At 61.3% G+C, this 18,761-nt stretch carries 15 protein-coding genes; 12 read left to right on the top strand and 3 right to left on the bottom strand.

Annotated elements, in window-relative coordinates; genetic code table 11:
* Positions 1 to 10: 10 nt before the first annotated feature.
* Positions 11 to 925 (bottom strand): sugar ABC transporter substrate-binding protein, encoded by a 915-nt coding sequence (locus tag K7H94_RS00790; protein WP_021507882.1) that lies wholly within the window; start codon positions 923 to 925, stop codon positions 11 to 13.
* A 435-nt stretch (positions 926 to 1,360) separates the two neighbouring features.
* Here K7H94_RS00790 and K7H94_RS00795 point away from each other — a divergent pair, with 435 nt between their 5' ends.
* From K7H94_RS00795 to K7H94_RS00830, 8 genes are all read left to right on the top strand, one after another.
* Positions 1,361 to 2,755, top strand: a complete 1,395-nt coding sequence (locus K7H94_RS00795) for an MFS transporter (RefSeq protein ID WP_021507881.1) — start codon at positions 1,361 to 1,363, stop codon at positions 2,753 to 2,755.
* A 141-nt stretch (positions 2,756 to 2,896) separates the two neighbouring features.
* On the top strand, positions 2,897 to 4,060 hold the full coding sequence (locus K7H94_RS00800; RefSeq protein ID WP_222951508.1) for an HD-GYP domain-containing protein: 1,164 nt from the start codon (positions 2,897 to 2,899) through the stop codon (positions 4,058 to 4,060).
* Between the two features lie 108 nt (positions 4,061 to 4,168).
* The gene (gene kdpF / locus K7H94_RS00805) at positions 4,169 to 4,258 is read left to right on the top strand and encodes a K(+)-transporting ATPase subunit F (RefSeq protein WP_021507879.1); all 90 of its coding nucleotides are present in this window, start codon (positions 4,169 to 4,171) and stop codon (positions 4,256 to 4,258) included.
* Entirely contained in the window at positions 4,258 to 5,937 is a 1,680-nt protein-coding gene (gene kdpA / locus K7H94_RS00810; protein WP_222951509.1) for a potassium-transporting ATPase subunit KdpA, read from the top strand. Before kdpF ends, kdpA begins: the two co-directional genes overlap by 1 nt.
* 7 nt (positions 5,938 to 5,944) lie before the next feature.
* Complete coding sequence (gene kdpB, locus K7H94_RS00815; protein ID WP_058759354.1) at positions 5,945 to 7,993, top strand: potassium-transporting ATPase subunit KdpB; 2,049 nt, start codon at positions 5,945 to 5,947, stop codon at positions 7,991 to 7,993.
* Between the two features lie 11 nt (positions 7,994 to 8,004).
* Positions 8,005 to 8,577 (top strand): potassium-transporting ATPase subunit KdpC, encoded by a 573-nt coding sequence (gene kdpC, locus K7H94_RS00820; RefSeq protein WP_021507876.1) that lies wholly within the window; start codon positions 8,005 to 8,007, stop codon positions 8,575 to 8,577.
* Positions 8,578 to 8,685: 108 nt separating this feature from the next.
* Positions 8,686 to 11,361, top strand: coding sequence for a two-component system sensor histidine kinase KdpD (gene kdpD, locus K7H94_RS00825; protein ID WP_058759352.1), 2,676 nt, complete (start codon positions 8,686 to 8,688; stop codon positions 11,359 to 11,361).
* A 54-nt stretch (positions 11,362 to 11,415) separates the two neighbouring features.
* On the top strand, positions 11,416 to 11,916 hold the full coding sequence (locus K7H94_RS00830; RefSeq protein ID WP_222951510.1) for a TIGR00645 family protein: 501 nt from the start codon (positions 11,416 to 11,418) through the stop codon (positions 11,914 to 11,916).
* A gap of 265 nt (positions 11,917 to 12,181) precedes the next feature.
* Here K7H94_RS00830 and K7H94_RS00835 read toward each other — a convergent pair whose 3' ends face one another.
* Positions 12,182 to 13,309 (bottom strand): DDE-type integrase/transposase/recombinase, encoded by a 1,128-nt coding sequence (locus tag K7H94_RS00835; RefSeq protein ID WP_227746447.1) that lies wholly within the window; start codon positions 13,307 to 13,309, stop codon positions 12,182 to 12,184.
* Between the two features lie 148 nt (positions 13,310 to 13,457).
* Complete coding sequence (locus K7H94_RS00840) at positions 13,458 to 14,387, bottom strand: LysR family transcriptional regulator (RefSeq protein ID WP_021507873.1); 930 nt, start codon at positions 14,385 to 14,387, stop codon at positions 13,458 to 13,460.
* Positions 14,388 to 14,480: 93 nt separating this feature from the next.
* Here K7H94_RS00840 and K7H94_RS00845 point away from each other — a divergent pair, with 93 nt between their 5' ends.
* The 4 genes from K7H94_RS00845 to K7H94_RS00860 all read left to right on the top strand — a co-directional run bounded on the left by K7H94_RS00845 (position 14,481) and on the right by K7H94_RS00860 (position 18,524).
* Positions 14,481 to 15,689: an MFS transporter gene (locus K7H94_RS00845; RefSeq protein ID WP_031279767.1), complete on the top strand. Its 1,209-nt coding sequence runs from the start codon at positions 14,481 to 14,483 to the stop codon at positions 15,687 to 15,689.
* A 53-nt stretch (positions 15,690 to 15,742) separates the two neighbouring features.
* Positions 15,743 to 17,092 carry a cation:proton antiporter gene (locus K7H94_RS00850; protein ID WP_215786963.1) on the top strand — a complete coding sequence of 450 codons (1,350 nt, stop codon included), beginning with the start codon at positions 15,743 to 15,745 and terminating at the stop codon, positions 17,090 to 17,092.
* A 26-nt stretch (positions 17,093 to 17,118) separates the two neighbouring features.
* Positions 17,119 to 17,466, top strand: a complete 348-nt coding sequence (locus K7H94_RS00855) for a hypothetical protein (protein WP_021507870.1) — start codon at positions 17,119 to 17,121, stop codon at positions 17,464 to 17,466.
* A gap of 161 nt (positions 17,467 to 17,627) precedes the next feature.
* Positions 17,628 to 18,524: an alpha/beta hydrolase gene (locus K7H94_RS00860; RefSeq protein ID WP_058759350.1), complete on the top strand. Its 897-nt coding sequence runs from the start codon at positions 17,628 to 17,630 to the stop codon at positions 18,522 to 18,524.
* Positions 18,525 to 18,761: the final 237 nt, after the last annotated feature.

Consider the following 18,761-nt stretch of genomic DNA (forward strand, 5'->3'; position numbering starts at 1 on the left):
AGTCTGTCGGCTACTGGCTGCGCTCGACATACTTTTGCATATTTTCTTTGGTCACCAGCTCGAACGGGATCCACACGTGTGAAGCCACTTTCTCGCCTTTAATCAGCTTCTGCGCCACGTCTACCGAGGTTTTACCCTGACCGATGGCGTCCTGAAACACTGTCACCTGCATCTTATCCTGCGCCAGAGCCTTCAGGCCGTCCGGCGTGGCGTCGATGCCGCCCACCAGAATCTTTTTATTGCTCTTTGCCAGCGCCATTGCCGCGCCAATCGCCATCTCATCGTTATTGGCCGCGACGATATCGATCGCTTCACCGTTGCCAATCCAGTTGAGCATCAGGTCCATGCCTTCGTTGCGCGCATAGTTTGCTGGCTGCTTCTGTACCACTTTCATGCCCGGGTATTTCGCCACCACCTGCTCGACATCTTTGGTGCGCTGCAGCGCGCCGGCATCGGTCAGGTTGCCGATCATGATCGCCACGTTACCTTTATAATTCGCCAGTTTAGCCAGCGCCTCCATTTGCAGCGTGCCGGATTCGCGTTCGTCCGAACCAACAAACACCACGCCGGGCGGCAGGGTTTTATCGCCTGGCGTGCGGTTGACGTACACCAGCGGAATTTTCGCCTGCTGCGCCAGTCGGGTCAGCTGTGGTGTGCTGGCAGAATCCACCGGATCGACGATGATGGCATCCACGCCTGCGCTGATAAAACTTTGCACCTGGTCGGTCTGGCGGCCGACGTCGCCGCGCGCATCTTCAAACTGGGCATCCAGCCCGCGCGCTTTGGCTTCTTTATCAATGGCATGACGAATAATGGTAAGGAAGTTCTGGTCAAAATAGGCCATCGACACGCCGATCTTCTCCGCCAGCGCGGAAGCAGAACTGGTCAGCAGGCCAAGTAACAGTATCGCCTTGAGGGTTTTCATCGCAGACTCCAGAGTAAGCTGTTTATTAGAATAAATTTTTCATTGGTGTTGAAAATGGCTCAATGAAATCATTTTCAGCCTACGAGCCGGCAGCAGAGCTGGCAATCTGCTGCGTGGTAATTTGCTGTGCAGCGCACAATTTGCCCGACGCGCATGGATGCTTTGCCTGCTCATAGTGATCGCGCAAACTCTTTTCTCAGCGCTGGCGCACATTCCGCGGCGAAAGCCAGCACGGATTAAAGATTTTGTGCGCTATCGCACCCGGCTTTGTGTCAGCGACCAAAACCCGCGCCGTTTCGCCGCGCGGATTCCTTCATTCGCACAATGACCAGAGCAACACTGGCTTCCTATAGTTGCTGAACAGGGAAATCTGCGCGGTATTCCTGAACATCATCGCTTCGGGGCAGGATGCTCCTCCATCAAGGAATTCAGCCTATGTTGCAACGCAAAAACCGCAGCCAGAACAGCCATGTGCGTATCTGGATCCTTTGCCTGATTCTGTTCCTGTCAGTGGTCGCTTATGCCGATCGCTCGATCCTGTCGATCTCCGGCTCAGCGATCAAACAGGAGTTTGGCCTGTCGGCGATCCAGCTCGGCCTGATCCTTTCGGCCTTCAGCTGGGCGTATGTCATCGGCCAGATCCCCGGCGGATTGATTCTCGATCGCTTCGGCACCAAAAAGGTCTACGGCGTGACGCTGGCGCTGTGGTCGGTTTCGACCCTGCTAATGGGGTTTGTCGGTGAGTTTTCCAGTGGCATGACCATGGCGCTGACGCTGATGTTTGCGCTGCGCTTCGCGCTGGGCCTGATTGAGGCGCCGAGCTTTCCCGCCAACGCGCGCGCAGTCATTATGTGGTTCCCGGGCGCAGAGCGCGGACGCGCATCGTCGCTGTTTGCCTCGGCACAATACTTTGCCGTGGCGATATTCTCACCGCTCTCCGGCTGGCTGGTGTCGCGTTATGGCTGGGAATGGCCATTCTTTGTGCTCGGCGGCATCGGCGTGCTGGCGGTGTTTGTCTGGGCGGGCTATATGCGCAGCCCGCGTCAGCATCCGCACGTTTCCGCCAGCGAGTTGCATTACATTGAACAGGGCGGCGCGCTGGTGGATATCGACGCTGCGCAAACGCTGCGCGCACGGCCACCGGTCAGCAAAGCGATGTTCAAAACATTGCTTACCAACCGCATGCTGTGGTGCGCCTACCTCGGCCAGTATTGCACCATCGCGCTTAGCTACTTCTTCATTACCTGGTTCCCGATCTATCTGGTGCAGGCGCGCGGCATGAACATTCTGGATGCCGGTTTCGCCACCATTGCACCGGCGCTGTTTGGCTTTCTGGGCGGCATCAGCGGTGGCTACATCTCAGATAAGCTGCTGGCGCGCGGCTGGAGCCTGTCGTGGGCGCGCAAAACGCCGTACATCGTTGGCATGCTGATGGCCGCCTCGCTGATTCTGGCGGCGGTGATCCCTTCCAACGCCGGCATTATCGCCATCATGTCGTTTGCCTTCTTCGGCAAAGGCGTGGCGGCGGGCGCAGGCACCTGGACCGTGGTTAGCGATACGGCACCCAAAGAGGCGGTTGGCCTCGCCGGCGCGATCTTCAACGGCATCGGTAACATGGCGGGTTTTATCACGCCGCTGTTATTTGGCGTGATCGTTGGCCTGACCGGCAGCTACAGCATTGGCCTGGTGTTCGTCGGCGCGCACTGTGTCGTCGCGGCACTGCTTTTCCTGCTGGTGATGGGCCCGATTGAACGCGTAGGCGATCGGCACAACGCTGCCGCTGCAACCGAAGAGAAAACGGCGCAAAAGGCTGGCATTAAAGTGGCTTAATGCACCGCGCGGTAGCGGCGCAATTTATTGCGCTATGCATAAACGTTCCTGCCTGACCCGACCAGTTACGCCGCCCTGAAGATTTTTTGCTCAGCTGCCGATATCACTTCTTACCATCCACTGATATTAAGGAGCGATATCGTGATAAAGCTGATTACCGTTGACGAGCTGCGGCCAGGCATGTTTATCCACAAGCTTGAGGTCTGGTGGATCAAGGACAAACGCATTCGCAACCAGATGCTGATCACCGATAAGCGTCAGATCGCCCTGATCCGTAACGAGGGGATCCAGCAGGTATGGATCGATCCCGAGCGGTCGGTGCGCGCGCCTGCTACGCCGCAGCCGAAAAAAGACATTCCGCAAACGCCGTTTTTCCGCGAGATGGATCAGGCGCAGTGCATCTTCAATCAGGGCAAGCCGCAGGTGCTGGCGATGTTCAACGAGGCGCGCATGGGGCAGGGCCTCGATCTTGCCTTTACCCTTGAGCTGGTCGATGAAATTGCCGGATCGATTACCCGCGAGCCAACCGCGCTGCTCAGCGTGGCGCGGCTGAAAAATCATGATGATTACACTTACCTGCACTCCATGGCGGTGTGCGGTCTGATGATTTCGCTGGGCAAGAAAATGGGGCTGGATGAGCCGCAGCTGCGTCGCGTGGGCATGGGCGGATTGCTGCATGACGTCGGTAAAGCCGCAGTGCCGCTGACCATCCTCAACAAGCCGGATAAGCTCACCGACGAAGAGTTTACGATTATGCGCCAGCATCCGATCGTCGGTGCGCAAATGCTGATGGAAGCCCATGCGGATGAAGATTTGCTGGATATTGCGCTGCATCACCATGAAAAATTCGATGGCAGCGGCTATCCGCATCGGCTGCAGGGCGAAGAGATCTCGCTCTACGCACGCATGGCGGCGGTGTGTGACGTCTACGACGCGGTGACCTCCGATCGCCCGTATCGCAAAGGCTGGACGCCGGCGGAAGCGATGCACAATATGCTCAGCTGGCGCGGCCACTTTGACAGTGCGCTGCTGCACGCGTTTGTGCGCACCATCGGTATTTATCCGGTGGGCTCGCTGGTACGGCTGGCCTCCGGGCGCGTGGCGCTGGTGGTGCAGGCCGGAGAAAAATCGCTGCTGAAGCCCAAAGTGCATGTGTTCTGGTCGCTGCATTCGCAGCGCGAGGTCAAACCGGAAGCGCTGGACCTCGGCGACAGCTTCTGCACCGATACCATCACCGGCGCTGAGGACAGCGGCTTGTGGCACAACGTTGACCTGAATCGCATCTGGTCGCTGGAAAGCGCCTGATCCGCCCGCGTTTTTATACTTTCTTTACGCCCGCTCTGCGCCTTTTTACCCCTTCTTTATGCCGCGCCGCGCATGCTTGCTGCACTACCAAATCCTCTGGAGGTTGCTGTGAGTGTGGGCGTGATAGCCGGCATCGTGCTGGTATTTTTATTACTGGGCTACCTGATTTATGCCCTGCTTAATGCGGAGGCATTCTGATGGCGGCGAATGCGTTTTTACTGATTGCGTGCTATCTGCTGGTGCTGATGGTGCTGGCGCAGCCGCTGGGCCGCTTGCTGGCGCTGATGGTGGCGGATAAACCCCTGCTGGCGCGCAGCGAACGCGTGCTGTGGCGTCTGGCCGGCGTTGACGGCGCGGCGATGCGCTGGCCGCACTATCTGCTGGCCATCCTGCTGTTTAACGCGCTCGGCTTTGTGCTGCTGCTGGCGATGCTGATGGGGCAGGGCGCGCTGCCGCTCAATCCTCAGCATCTGCCTGGCCTGAGCTGGGATCTGGCGCTCAATACGGCGATCAGTTTTGTCACCAACACCAACTGGCAGGCGTACGCGGGCGAGAGCACGCTGAGTTACTTCAGCCAGATGGCGGGCTTAACGGTGCAAAACTTCCTTTCGGCGGCAACCGGTATTGCGGTGGCGTTTGCGCTGATGCGCGGTTTTGCCAACCGTTCGCTGGAAACGCTCGGCAACGCCTGGCGTGACCTGACGCGCATCACCGTCTACGTGCTGCTGCCGATTAGCCTGCTGATGGCACTGTTTTTTGTCAGCCAGGGCAGTATTCAAAACTTTGAACCCTATCATGCCTTCACCACGCTGGAAGGCGCGCAGCAAACGCTGCCGCTCGGGCCGGTAGCCTCGCAGGAAGCGATCAAAATGCTCGGCACCAACGGCGGCGGTTTCTTCAACGCCAACTCGGCGCATCCGTTCGAAAACCCCACGGCGCTGACCAACTTTGTGCAGATGCTGAGCATCTTCCTGATCCCGGCCGCGCTGTGCTTTGCCTTTGGTCAGCAGCTGGGCGATCGCCGTCAGGGCCATATGCTGCTGTGGGCCATGAGCATCATGTTTGTGCTGGCGGTGGTCGCGGTGATGTGGGCTGAGCTGCGCGGCAATCCGCACTTTCTGGCCCTGGGCGCCGATAGCGCGATCAACATGGAAGGCAAGGAGACACGCTTCGGCATTCTCAACTCCAGCCTGTTTGCGGTGATCACCACTGCGGCGTCGTGCGGTGCGGTAAACGCCATGCATGACTCCTTCACTGCGCTGGGCGGCATGGTGCCGATGTGGCTGATGCAGCTGGGCGAAGTGGTGTTCGGCGGCGTCGGTGCCGGCTTGTACGGCATGCTGCTGTTCGTGCTGCTTGGGGTGTTTATCGCCGGTCTGATGATTGGCCGTACGCCGGAGTACATGGGCAAAAAGATCGATGTGTGGGAGATGAAAATGACCGCGCTGGCGATTCTGGTGACGCCGACGCTGGTGCTGCTGGGTACTGCGCTGGCGATGATGACCGAAGCCGGACGCGCCGGTATGGCCAACCCTGGCATTCACGGCTTCAGTGAGGTGCTGTATGCGGTATCGTCGGCGGCCAACAACAACGGCAGCGCCTTCGCCGGTCTCAGCGCCAACACCCCGTTCTGGAACCTGCTGCTGGGCTTCTGCATGCTGGTCGGCCGCTTCGGCATCATCGTTCCGGTGCTGGCCATTGCCGGTTCGCTGGCGGCGAAGAAAATTCAGCCGGTGGGCAACGGCACGCTGCCGACTCACGGCCCGCTGTTTATCGCACTGCTGGTGGGCACCGTGCTGCTGGTGGGTGCGCTGACCTTCGTTCCCGCGCTGGCGCTTGGCCCGGTGGCGGAACATCTGCAACTTATTCAGGGATAACGGAATCATGAGTCGTCAACAACTGGCGCTGTTTGATGCGGCGCTGACGCGCACCGCGATGCTGGATGCGGTGAAAAAACTCGATCCGCGCGTACAGTTTCGCAACCCGGTGATGTTTCTGGTGTGGATCGGCAGCGTGCTCACCTCGCTGCTGGCCATCGGTATGGCGGCGGGGCAGCTGAACGGCAGCGCCGGCTTTACCGCGGCGGTCGCCATCTGGCTGTGGTTTACCGTGCTGTTCGCTAACTTCGCCGAAGCGCTGGCGGAAGGGCGCAGCAAGGCGCAGGCCAACAGCCTGAAAGGGGTGAACAAGCACAGCGATGCGAAGAAACTGGCGGAACCGTTTCACGGTGCGCAGTGGCGGCCGGTAGCGGCCGATACGCTGCGCAAAGGCGATGTGGTGCTGGTGGAAGCCGGTGACATCATCCCGTGCGACGGTGAAGTGCTGGAGGGCGGCGCGTCAGTGGATGAGAGCGCCATCACCGGCGAATCGGCACCGGTGATTCGTGAATCCGGCGGGGATTTTGCCTCGGTGACCGGCGGGACGCGCATCCTGTCGGACTGGCTGGTGATTCAGTGCAGCGTCAATCCGGGCGAAACCTTCCTCGACCGCATGATCGCCATGGTGGAAGGCGCGAAACGCCGCAAAACGCCCAACGAAATCGCCCTGACCATTCTGCTGGTGTCGCTGACCATTGTGTTCCTGCTGGCGACCGCCACGCTGTGGCCGTTTTCCGCCTGGGGCGGCACGCCGGTTAGCGTGACGGTGCTGGTGGCGCTGCTGGTGTGCCTGATTCCCACCACTATCGGCGGACTGCTGTCGGCGATTGGCGTGGCGGGCATGAGCCGTATGCTGGGGGCCAACGTGATCGCCACCAGCGGGCGCGCCGTGGAGGCCGCCGGTGACGTGGATGTGCTGATGCTGGACAAAACCGGCACCATCACGCTCGGTAACCGCCAGGCGACGCAGTTCCTGCCCGCGCCGGGCGTCAGCGAGCAGCAGCTGGCCGACGCGGCGCAGCTGGCATCGCTGGCCGATGAGACGCCGGAAGGGCGCAGCATCGTGGTGCTGGCGAAGCAGAAATTTAACCTGCGCGAACGCGATCTCAGCAGCATGGGCGCCAGCTTTATCCCGTTCTCCGCACAGACGCGCATGAGCGGCGTCAACGTACAGGATCGCCTGATCCGCAAAGGCGCTGTCGACGCGGTACGCCGTCATATCGAAGCCAGCCACGGCAGCTTCCCGGCTGAGGTTAATGCCCGGGTAGAAGAGGTGGCGCGCGCCGGCGGTACGCCGCTGGTGGTGGCCGAAGGCGCGCAGGTGCTGGGCGTGGTGGCGTTGAAGGACATCGTTAAAGGCGGCATTAAGGAACGTTTCGCCGAGTTGCGCAAGATGGGCATCAAAACGGTGATGATCACCGGTGATAACCCGTTAACCGCCGCGGCGATTGCGGCGGAAGCCGGTGTCGATGACTTCCTGTCGGAAGCGACGCCGGAAGCCAAGCTGGCGCTGATTCGCCAGTATCAGGCGGAAGGGCGCCTGGTGGCGATGACCGGCGACGGCACCAACGATGCGCCCGCGCTGGCGCAGGCCGACGTGGCGGTGGCGATGAACTCCGGTACCCAGGCGGCGAAAGAGGCGGGCAACATGGTCGATCTTGACTCGAACCCGACCAAACTGCTGGAAGTAGTGCACATCGGCAAACAGATGCTGATGACGCGCGGTTCGCTTACCACCTTCAGTATCGCCAACGATGTGGCGAAATACTTCGCCATCATCCCGGCGGCGTTTGCCGTGACCTATCCGCAGCTCAATATGCTGAACGTGATGGCGCTGCATTCACCGGCCTCGGCGATTCTGTCGGCGGTGATCTTCAACGCGCTGGTGATTGTGTTTTTGATTCCGCTGGCGCTGAAAGGCGTGAGCTATCGGCCGATGAGCGCGGCAGCGCTGCTGCGGCGCAATCTGTGGATTTATGGCGCAGGCGGTTTAGTGGTGCCGTTTATTGGCATTAAAGCGATCGACCTGCTGCTGACGCTGTCGGGCCTGGTGTAAGGAGAAGAGAAATGAGTCAGTTACGTCCGGCTATAGTATTGTTAGTGCTGCTTACCCTGCTGACCGGCGCGGTCTATCCGCTGCTGACCACCGGCCTGGCGCAGTGGTGGTTTCCGTCGCAGGCCAACGGTTCGCTGATTGAGCGCGACGGCGCGGTGCGCGGCTCAGAGCAGATCGGTCAGGCGTTCAGCCAGCCGGGGCACTTCTGGGGCCGTCCATCGGCCACCAGCGACGTGCCGTACAACGCGCAGGCGTCAGGCGGCAGCAACCTTGCCGCCAGTAATCCGGCGCTGGATAAAGCGGTGGCGGAGCGGGTCGCTGCGCTGCGCGCTGCCAATCCGCAGGCGCCGGCAGCGGTGCCGGTGGAGCTGGTAACCGCTTCAGGCAGCGGCCTGGATCCGGACATCTCCCCTGAAGCGGCGCTGTGGCAGGCACCGCGCGTTGCGGCAGCGCGCAACATGACGCTGAAAGACGTCGAGGCGCTGATTGCGCGCAACACCGAGCGCCCGCTGCTGCCGTTTATCGGCGAAGAAACGGTGAACGTGCTGCGGCTGAATATGGCGCTGGATGATTTGCAAGGATAGTTTCAAACCGCGCGAAGAATCGCGCCGCTACAAAAATGTGCACATACCGTAGCGGCGCAATTTATTGCGCAATGCCGCATTGGTGCACGCGATAAAAATGGACCTCGCATGAACGACGAATTACCGCGCCCCGATCCCGATGCCCTGCTGCTCAATCACAGCGACAGCCATCGCGGTAAACTGAAAATCTACTTCGGCGCCTGTGCGGGCGTAGGGAAAACCTACGCCATGCTGCAGGAGGCGCAGCGCCTGCGTGCGCAGGGGCTGGACGTGCTGGCTGGCGTGGTCGAAACCCACGGCCGTGAAGAGACCGCCGCGCTGCTGCAGGGACTGGCGGTGCTGGCGCGGCGCGCCACTGGTCGGTCGCGCCATGCGGAATTCGACCTCGACGCCGCGCTGGCGCGCCATCCGGCGGTGATCCTGATGGATGAACTGGCGCACACCAACGTACAGGGCTCGCGCCATCCCAAGCGCTGGCAGGACATTGAAGAGCTGCTGGATGCCGGTATCGACGTGATTACCACCGTCAACGTGCAGCATCTGGAGAGCCTGAATGACGTGGTAGGCGGCGTCACCGGCATTCAGGTGCGCGAAACCGTACCCGATCCCTTTTTCGACAGCGCCGATGAAGTGGTGCTGGTGGATCTGCCGCCGGACGATCTGCGTCAGCGGCTGAAAGAGGGCAAAGTGTACGTCGGCGACCGCGCCGAGCGCGCCATCGAAAATTTCTTCCGCAAAGGCAACCTGTTCGCGCTGCGTGAACTGGCGCTGCGCCGCACGGCCGACCGGGTAGACGATCAGATGCGCGCCTGGCGCGATCAGCAGGGGCGCGACAAAGTGTGGCACACGCGCGACGCGATTCTGCTGTGCATCGGTGACGACACCGGCAGTGAAAAGCTGGTACGCACCGCCGCCCGTCTCGCTGCCCGTCTCGGCAGTGAGTGGCATGCGGTGTATGTGGAAACGCCGCGCCTCAACCGACTGCCGGAAGCGCAGAGGCGCGCCATTCTGCGCACGCTGCAGCTGGCGCAGGAGCTGGGCGCGGAGACCGCCACGCTGTCCGATCCGGACGAGGCGCGTGCGGTGCTGCGCTATGCGCGCGAGCACAATCTCGGCAAAATCGTCACCGGCCGCCAGCCGCAGCGGCGCTGGCGACGCGACAGCTTTGCCCAGCGTCTCGGCGAGCTGGGGCCGGAGCTCGACCTGCTAGTGGTGGCGCTGGATGAGCCGGTGCGCGATGTGCCAGCGGCCCTGAGCGGCCAGCGTGCCAGCGGCGAGAAATGGCGGCTGCACCTGCGTGGGTGTCTGATGGCGATCGCGCTGTGCGTGCTGGTGACGCTGATCGGCCGCTGGTGGCTGGTGGAATTTGATACCGCCAACGCGGTGATGATCTATCTGCTGGCGGTGGTGCTGGTGGCGCTGCGCTTTGGCCGCTGGCCGTCGGTGTTCGCCACGGTAATCAATATTCTGGCCTTCGACCTGGTGTTTGTGGCCCCCACCGGCACGGTGGCGGTATCGGATCTGCAATATCTGGTGACCTTTGCGGTGATGCTGGCGGTCGGGGTGATTGTCGGCAATCTCACCGCCGGCGTGCGCTATCAGGCGCGGGTGGCGCGCTACCGTGAACAGCGCGCGCGTCATCTGTATGAGATGGCGAAGTCGCTCGGCAGCGCGCTGACGCCGCAGGATATCGCTGCTACCAGCCAGCGCGTTATTGAGGTGACGCTGCAGGCGCGCAGCCAGCTGCTGTTGCCCGACGAACAGGGTGAGCTGCAGTCGGCGGGTGAAAGCACCATCGGGACGCCGCCCGACCTCGGCATTGCTAAATGGAGCTACAGCAAAGGGCAACCGGCCGGTGCCGGCACCGATACGTTACCGGCGGTGCCGTACCAGATTCTGCCGCTGAAAAGCGGGGCGCACTGCCGCGGCCTGCTGGTGGTTGAGCCGGACAACCTGCGCCAGCTGATGATTCCCGAACAGCAGCGGCTGGTGGAGACCTTTACGGTGCTGATTGCCAACGCGCTGGAACGCATGGCGCTGTCGCACAGCGAAGCCGCGTCACGGCTGGCCGCCGAGCGCGAGCAGCTGCGTAATGCGCTGCTGTCGGCGCTGTCCCACGATCTGCGCACGCCGCTGACGGTGCTGTTTGGCCAGGCAGAGATGCTGATGCTGGACCTCGCCAGCGAGCAGTCGAAATACGTCGGCCAGGCCAATCAGATCCGCGAACAGACGCTGAGCACCATCCGGCTGGTGAGTAACATGCTGGATATGGCGCGCATTCAGTCCGGCGGGCTCAACCTGCGCGAAGAGTGGGTGGCGCTGGACGAGGTGATTGGCGGCGCGCTAAGCAGCATGGGACCGTCGCTGAAAGGGCACGACTTTACGCTGGATTTACCGCCGGAGCTGGTGCTGATCAAAGGCGACAGCGCGATGCTGGAGCGGGTGTTTACTAACCTGATCGAAAACAGCCTGAAGTATGCCGGCAATGCCGCGCAGCACGGCATTCGCGCCTGGCGCGATAAAGCGCGGCTGGAGATCGCCGTCTGGGATAACGGACCGGGCATTGCGCCAGAGAATCTGACGCGCATTTTTGACAAGTTTGCCCGCGGCGACAAGGAGTCGGCCGTGCCGGGCGTCGGGCTGGGGCTGGCCATCAGCAAAACCATTATTGAGTCGCATCGCGGACGCATCTGGGCGGAAAACCGGCCGCAGGGCGGGGCGGTGTTTCGCCTGTCGCTGCCGCTGCCGGCCGCGCCTGAAATTTCTGAAGAAGCACTGAAATAACTTCACATAAGTTCGGTTATACTCGATGGCTTGTCTGTTGATAAATGGGAACTTATGGAACGTTTTACCGAAAACCTGATGTATGCATCGCGCTGGCTGCTGGCACCGGTTTACATTGGACTTTCGCTGGGGCTGCTGGCGCTGACGGTTAAATTTTTTCAGGAAATTTTTCACCTGCTGCCCAACATTCTCAGCATCGCGGAAAACGATCTGATTCTGCTGCTGCTGTCGCTGGTGGACATGACGCTGGTCGGTGGCCTGCTGGTCATGGTGATGCTGTCCGGCTATGAGAACTTTGTCTCCAAGCTGGATATTGATGAAAGCAAAGAGAAGCTAAGCTGGCTCGGCAAGATGGATTCCGGCTCGCTGAAAAACAAAGTGGCAGCTTCGATTGTGGCGATCTCATCGATTCACCTGCTGCGTATTTTTATGGATGCGCGCAACGTCGCCAACGAAAAGCTGATGTGGTACGTGATCATCCACCTGACCTTCGTGCTGTCGGCCTTTGTGATGGGCTGGCTGGATAATATGTCGAAGATTGAAAAGAAATCGTGACTCTTCACGCACGAGCTAACCCATTGCACCAGGTGCGCATCAATGCGCACCCTGTAAAAAACCCGCAGTGCCCCGTAGGGTCGCCATTCATGGCGACCTGGCCAGTTGTACCAGGTGCGCATGAATGCGCACCCTACAAAAACCGCAGTGTCCCGTAGGGTCGCCATTCATGGCGACCTGGCCAGTTGCAGCAGGTGCGCATGAAGGTACGACCGGGCACATGGGTAACAGATCAGACCGGGCACACAGGTAACACTTTTTGTGGTCAGTCGATCCGGATAATACGCTTTTCTGCCCGGTCATAATACGCAAGGATGAGCCTGTCGAAGAGGATGACGTCAATGCCGTCGTCCACTTCCAGGAACCGCACGTATTCCCCCCGTAACGCCGCGCTCAGGAAGGTTCGCCCGTTCAGCCTCAGGTCGCCTTTTTCACCGACTTTGTACAGCTTCGCCCCCTCCGGATAGCCCACCTCCGGCACTTTTCCGTCCCATCTTCGCGGTGAAGGCGTCCATATTTTCGCGGGCGGCTGCTGCCCGTGCGCCTCATGCGGCTTTTCCTGATTGAACTCGTTCCGCCATCCGCTGCACCACGCCTGCTGCTCCGGCAGCGAGCCAAAGACGTCGTGGTGGCTCATGGCGACCTTCAGCGACCGGTGCATCCGCTCGTGGCGGGCGTTCTGCCCCGGACAGCCCGGCGCGGTTCTTTCCGGCTGTATCCCCAGCTTTATCAGCCACACGCTCAGCTGCGTCAGCGCGAGAATGCCCGGCGCAACGAAGGGCGAGCCGTTGTCGGTGCGGATAACGTCGGGCAGCCCGCCTTCCAGGAAGGCCCTTTCCATGCAGCCGCGCACGAACACCGTGGTCTCCGACGTGCCCGGCTCGCAGGACAGCAGGTAGCGGCTGTGGTTATCGGTAAGCGTGAAGGGGCGGCACCAGCTGCCGTCTTTCAGGCGGAAGCGCCCTTTAAAATCAGCGCTCCAGACGTGGTTATTCCTCACGGGCGTCGTGAGGCTGCGCAGGTTGCCCGGCGTTCGCTTGCGCGGCGTCCGCGGCTGAACCATTCCCGCCGCCTTCAGCAGGTCGCCGATAGTGCTGGCGGCAGGGACGCTGAAGTCAGCGCCGTTGCTGAGGAACCAGTGGCGGATTTTTTTTGGCCCCCAGTCGGGGTGCTGCTGGCGGAACTGAACGAGGCGCGCGGTGATGTCGGGGGCGATTTTATCGGGCTGGAGATGGCGGGCGCGGGAGAGATTTTCAAGCGAGGAGAGCTCGCCGGGGTTAAAGCGGCTGAGCCACTTGTAGCCGGTTTTGCGGCTGATGCCGTGGCGGTGACACAGCTGCGTCATGGATTCCCCGCCTGCCTGGCAGGCGAGGATGAATTCAAGGCGTTGCATGGTAACAGTCTCAGTCCAGGGCATAGTGAGTCTCCTCTGCTATGCCGTTTATAACTGTTACCCATGTGCCCGGTCTAAAGTGTTACCTATGTGGCCGGTTTGTACCTGAATGCGCACCCTACAAAAACCCGAATGGCGACCTGGCCCCTTACCGCACCGGCTGCGTGCCGGTCAGCTGCGGCATCACGTCCCTGATCATCGCGAAAAAATGCTGCAGGCGGGCCGGATAATAACTGGCCCACGGGTAGGTCAGCCACACCGGCAGCGGCGGCGCCTGCCAGTCGGGCACCAGCTGTACCAGCGCGCCACTGGCTAAATCCTCCTGCACCACCCATGACGACACAATCGCGGCGCCCATGCCCGCCAGCGCGGCTTTGCGCACCGCGTACAGGCTATCGCTGGCGAGGCGCGGGGCAATCGCCAGGTTGATCGGCTGGCCGTCGCTGAGACGCTGCAGCGCAATTTCGTTACGATAAAAACTGGTCAGCGCCAGCCACGGCAGCTGCGTCAGCTGGGTAACCTCTTTCACCGGCGCATGAGCCGCCAGCAGCGCCGGTGCCGCAACGACAAAGCGCGGCACTTCCGCCAGCAGCACTGCCACCACCGACGGATCGGTGGGCGCGCCGACCTGAATGGCGCAGTCAACGTTTTCACTGACAAAGTCCGGCGTGCGGTCATTGAGCATCCACTCCACTGCCAGGCGCGGATAGCGCTGCAGATAATCCATCAGCGGCGCAATCAACTGATCCTGACCAAACGCATGCGGCGCACGCACGCGCAGCGTGCCGATCGGGTCGTCATTCGCGCCGGTTAACTCATCTTCCAGCGCGTGCCAGGTGGCCACCAGCTGCCGTGCCTGGGCATAGCAGCGCTCTCCGTCGTCGGTGAGTTTCAGCGCATGGGTGGTGCGTAAAATCAGTTTCAGGCCTAGCCGCTGCTCCAGCGCCTGCAGACGGCGACTCACGGTGGGTTGGGTGGTGCCGAGCTGCGCCGCGGCCGCCGACAGCGAGCCGCTTTCAACAATGCGGATAAACGTCTGCATCAGTTCGATGCGGTCAACGCTGGTGAGTGTGCTCATACGTACCATGCATAACAGTTCTGTGTCATAGCAGTCTACCGCGTATGGCCGCAACGCGCTTTAATAAGCGCATCATCACGGGGGAAAACCACTATGTCTGCCATGTCTCAATCTTCTGCCATGCCTGCTGAAAAGCTGCCGGCACCGCTGGTGTTTACGCTGGCGGCCGGTGCCGGTCTCAGCGTGGCATCGATTTACTACAGCCAGCCGATGCTGGATATCATCAGTAAACAGTTCAATGTGGGCATCGGCAGCGTTGGTATGGTGCCGATGCTAACCCAGGCCGGTTACGCGCTGGGGATTCTGCTGCTGGCCCCGCTCGGTGACCGCCACGATCGCCGCACCATCATTCTGGTAAAAGGCTTGCTGCTGGTCGCCGCGCTGCTGCTGTGCGGCTTTTCCGGCGGCATCAATGCGTTGCTGATTGCCAGCTTTGTTACCGGATTAACCGCTACCGTGGCGCAGGACATAGTGCCGGCGTCGGCGGCGCTGGCACCGGAGCGCAGCCGTGGCAAAACCGTCGGCACGGTGATGACCGGGCTGCTGGTCGGCATTCTGCTGTCGCGCGTGGTGAGCGGCGTGGTGGCGGAGTATCTGGGCTGGCGCACCATGTACATGATGGCGGCGGCGGCGGTGCTGCTGAGCAGTCTGGCGCTGTGGCGCGCGCTGCCACGCTTTACGCCGGGCACCACGGTGAGCTATCCGCGTCTGCTGCTGTCGCTGGCGCATCTGTGGCAGCATCACCAGACGCTGCGCCGCGCGGCGCTGGCGCAGGGCCTGCTGTCGGTAAGTTTTAGCGCCTTCTGGTCTACCCTGGCGCTGATGCTGAGCGATCGCTTCCATCTCGACAGCGCCGTGGCAGGGGCCTTCGGTCTGGCCGGTGCCGCCGGGGCGCTGGCCGCGCCGCTGGCGGGCAGTTTTGCCGACCGCATCGGCCCGGCGCGTGTCACCCAGTATGGCGCCACGCTGGTGATGGTGTCGTTTGCCCTGATGTTCCTGCTGCCGGTGCTGCCGGTGCCGGCGCAGCTTGGCCTGATTATCCTCAGCACCATCGGCTTTGACCTTGGCGTGCAGGCCACGCTGGTAGCGCATCAGACGCTGGTCTACAGCCTGGCGCCGGAAGCGCGCAGCCGCCTCAATGCGCTGATGTTCACCGTGGTGTTTATCGGTATGGCGACCGGCGCGGCGCTCGGCAGCCTGGCGCTGGCCCATTTCGGCTGGAATGGCGTGGTCAGCCTTGCGACGGCTGCCGCTGTGCTTGCGCTGCTGATTCGTCTCGCCAGTCGCCATCTGCAAAACTAATTCACGATCCTGTGCCAGGCTTAAAGGAGAATGTTATTTAAAAACGGAGCGTTATGAACTTCCTGGCCTGGACCGCCCTTACTGGCGGTCTGCTACTTTTGATGTCACTGGCTTCCGGCTGGATTCACCGGGGGCCGGTGACGTCGTTTGGTCTCTACCTGTTCGCGGGCATTCTGTGCGGCCCGTGGATGCTTAATCTGCTGCAAATCGACATTATCGGCCACGCCGAGCTCGCCGCCCATATCACCGAAATCACCATGGCCGCCTCGCTGTTTATCACCGGGCTCAAGCTGCGTCTGCCGATGAGCGCGCACGCGTGGCGCGTCGGGCTGCGGCTGGCTTTTCCGGCGATGCTGCTGACCGTCGGCGGCATGGCCTGCCTGATTCACTGGATTACCGGCTTTGGCTGGCCGCTGTCGCTGGCGTTTGGCGCCATTGTTGCCCCGACCGACCCGGTGCTTGCCAGCCTGATCTCCGTTAACGATGCGCGCGATGACGATGCGCTGCGCGTGGCGCTCTCCAGCGAGGCCGGCATGAACGATGGTTCAGCGCTGCCGCTGCTGATGCTGGCGCTGCTGCTGATGCATCCGGGCGCCTTCAGTCTGGAGCTGCTGGGCGGCTGGGCAGCGCGCGATGTGGTGTGGGCGATTGGCGGCGGGCTGGCGATTGGTTATCTGCTTGGCCGGCTGATCGGCCAGCTGGCGACCCATCTGCGTAGCGCGCATCACGACGTGGCGCCCAATGATTTCCTCGCGCTGGCGCTGATCGCCCTGAGCTACGCGGCGGCGCAGTCGGTGGATGCGTCTGGCTTCCTTGCCACTTTTGCAGCAGGCGTTGGCTTACGCCGCGCCGAGCTGCGCGTGACTAAACGCTTTCCACTGGAAGATTTACCGGAAGAGAAGCGCTACCTGCCGGCAGAGGTGCTGGTCAATCCTAACCAGCGACTGAAGCAGGGGGGCGGCAGCCCGGTGAAATCGGTCGGCCTGGTGGTCGGCGATGCGCTGTCGTTTGGTGATACTATCGAACGCCTGCTGGCGGCAGCGATGATGGTGGTGCTGGGCATTACGCTGGCGCATCACTGGAATCTCACCGGCATCGGCCTGGCGCTGCTGCTGTTTGTGGTGGTGCGACCGCTGGCGGTATGGCTGACCACCTGGCGCTGCGAGATGCCGTTTATGCGGCGGATGCTGATTGGCTGGCTGGGGATTCGCGGCATCGGCAGTATCAATTATATTGCTTATGCCTGGGTGCACGGCCTGCAGGGCCCGCAGGCGGAACAGATGATGGACATGGCGCTGACGCTGGTGGTGTGCAGCATTGTGCTGCACGGCATCACGGTGACGCCGCTACTGAACTGGCGTGCTGCCCGGCAGGCGGCACGCGCGCAGCAAGACGAAACGTGATTTTCTGGAAATAACGGGAGCTTATTATGAAAGCATTGCTTATCGCCCTGGTAGGGCTGTCGCTGTCTGCCAGCGCGCTGGCGGATGATACGGATGCCGACGCGCAGGAGAATATCTACGCCAGCCAGCTGTGCCACATTGTTAGCGGGGAGCAGAAAACCGGTGACATGCAGAGCTACACTGAGAAAATGAAGTCACAGCTGGCGGCCAGCCAGTCACCGTCGGCCATGAACAAACCCTCCTTCAACGAGGAAACCGCGCAGGAAGTGGTTAACGGCTGGCTGGAACTGGGTGAAGAAGAGCGGGCGAAGCTGCGCCACGATCAGCAGCAGTGTGAGCAGACGGTGATGACCCAATTCCAGCAGCAGGATTAATTTTCCCTTCTCTTCATGAATACGCGCCTTTTCTGGCGCGTTTTTTTATGGCTTTTTTGTACGAAATGCGTACATTATCGCCAGATTGAAACAGGACCTGCATCACATAATGAGACGCCGCCTCCGGGCTGGCGCATTTTCCATACCGGCTACTGGGCAAGATGATTACACGGCGTCGTTTTCTGTTGGCTAGCGGAGCAACCGTACTCTCCATGACGGCGGGCAAACTGTTTGCCCGGGATGACATTATTCCGCTCTGGCCGGACGACCCACCGGGTGGCGGCGGTCCGTCTGGCCTGCTGAAAGTCAGCGCTAACGGTTCATGGACCAATATCGTTTCTCCCGCCATTCAGCGCTTTCGTCCGGAGAATCCCAACGGCGAAGCGGTGATCGTTGCGGCTGGTGGCGGCTACCGTTTTATCGGCATGGGGCGCGAAGCCTGGCCGGTCGCGCGCTGGCTTAATGCCAACGGGTATACTGCCTACGTGCTGAGCTACCGACTGCCGGGTGAAAAGTGGCAGGCCGGCAGACTGGCGCCGCTGCAGGATGCGCAGCGCGCGATTCGCATGGTGCGCGCCATGGAAAACAAGGTGCATCTGCTGGGCTTTTCGGCTGGCGGCCATCTGCTCGGCATGGCGGCAGCGCGGCCTGACTTCGTCACCTATTCACCGCAGGATTCGCTGGATGACATCCGGCCAACCGCAGACAGCGTCGGGCTGATTTACCCGGTTATCACCCTTGAAGCGCCGTATCAGCACACCCGTACTCACCAGATGATCGTGGGCAATGACGCCACGCCGACCCAGGAAGCCAACTGGTCAGTACAAAATTACGTCACCCGTGCCTACCCGCCAACCTTCCTGGCGCAGGCGGAGGACGATCATACCTCCAACCCTCATAACACCGAGCTGATGCGCGACGCCTGCCGCCGGATGCGCGTGCCGGTTGAGCTGATTGAACTGAGCAGCGGCGGCCACGGCTTTGGCCTCGGTAAAGCCGGCACCCCCGCCGCGCTGTGGGACCAGGCGTATGTCCGCTGGCTGGATAAGCTGGGTTAACTTCTTTACTGGCGCATCAATCCAGGAGTGCTTGCAACGGCGCTGCAGTAACCCTCCGCACGAACCGTAGCGGCGCAATTTATTGCGCAAAAACAGCGGTGCAGCGGTCGGATTAGCGCGATAAATCGCGCCGCTACAATGTGTGCAGGATGATGGTGCAGAAATAAAATGCCGCACGAATCGTAGCGGCGCAATTTATTGCGCAAAAAACAGCGGCGCAGCGGTCGGATTAGCGCG

It is taken from the genome of Pantoea dispersa (assembly GCF_019890955.1).
Taxonomy (GTDB): Bacteria; Pseudomonadota; Gammaproteobacteria; order Enterobacterales; family Enterobacteriaceae; genus Pantoea; species Pantoea dispersa.

Excerpts from the sequence above, each read along its gene's own strand:
- K7H94_RS00830 (WP_222951510.1), top strand. The coding sequence starts at position 11,416 with ATGGAACGTTTTACCGAAAACCTGATGTATGCATCGCGCTGGCTGCTG.
- kdpB (WP_058759354.1), top strand. The coding sequence starts at position 5,945 with ATGAGTCGTCAACAACTGGCGCTGTTTGATGCGGCGCTGACGCGCACC.
- K7H94_RS00795 (WP_021507881.1), top strand. The coding sequence starts at position 1,361 with ATGTTGCAACGCAAAAACCGCAGCCAGAACAGCCATGTGCGTATCTGG.
- K7H94_RS00835 (WP_227746447.1), bottom strand. The coding sequence starts at position 13,309 with ATGCAACGCCTTGAATTCATCCTCGCCTGCCAGGCAGGCGGGGAATCC.
- kdpC (WP_021507876.1), top strand. The coding sequence starts at position 8,005 with ATGAGTCAGTTACGTCCGGCTATAGTATTGTTAGTGCTGCTTACCCTG.
- K7H94_RS00850 (WP_215786963.1), top strand. The coding sequence starts at position 15,743 with ATGAACTTCCTGGCCTGGACCGCCCTTACTGGCGGTCTGCTACTTTTG.
- kdpA (WP_222951509.1), top strand. The coding sequence starts at position 4,258 with ATGGCGGCGAATGCGTTTTTACTGATTGCGTGCTATCTGCTGGTGCTG.
- K7H94_RS00790 (WP_021507882.1), bottom strand. The coding sequence starts at position 925 with ATGAAAACCCTCAAGGCGATACTGTTACTTGGCCTGCTGACCAGTTCT.
- K7H94_RS00845 (WP_031279767.1), top strand. The coding sequence starts at position 14,481 with ATGTCTGCCATGTCTCAATCTTCTGCCATGCCTGCTGAAAAGCTGCCG.
- kdpD (WP_058759352.1), top strand. The coding sequence starts at position 8,686 with ATGAACGACGAATTACCGCGCCCCGATCCCGATGCCCTGCTGCTCAAT.
- K7H94_RS00860 (WP_058759350.1), top strand. The coding sequence starts at position 17,628 with ATGATTACACGGCGTCGTTTTCTGTTGGCTAGCGGAGCAACCGTACTC.
- K7H94_RS00840 (WP_021507873.1), bottom strand. The coding sequence starts at position 14,387 with ATGAGCACACTCACCAGCGTTGACCGCATCGAACTGATGCAGACGTTT.
- K7H94_RS00855 (WP_021507870.1), top strand. The coding sequence starts at position 17,119 with ATGAAAGCATTGCTTATCGCCCTGGTAGGGCTGTCGCTGTCTGCCAGC.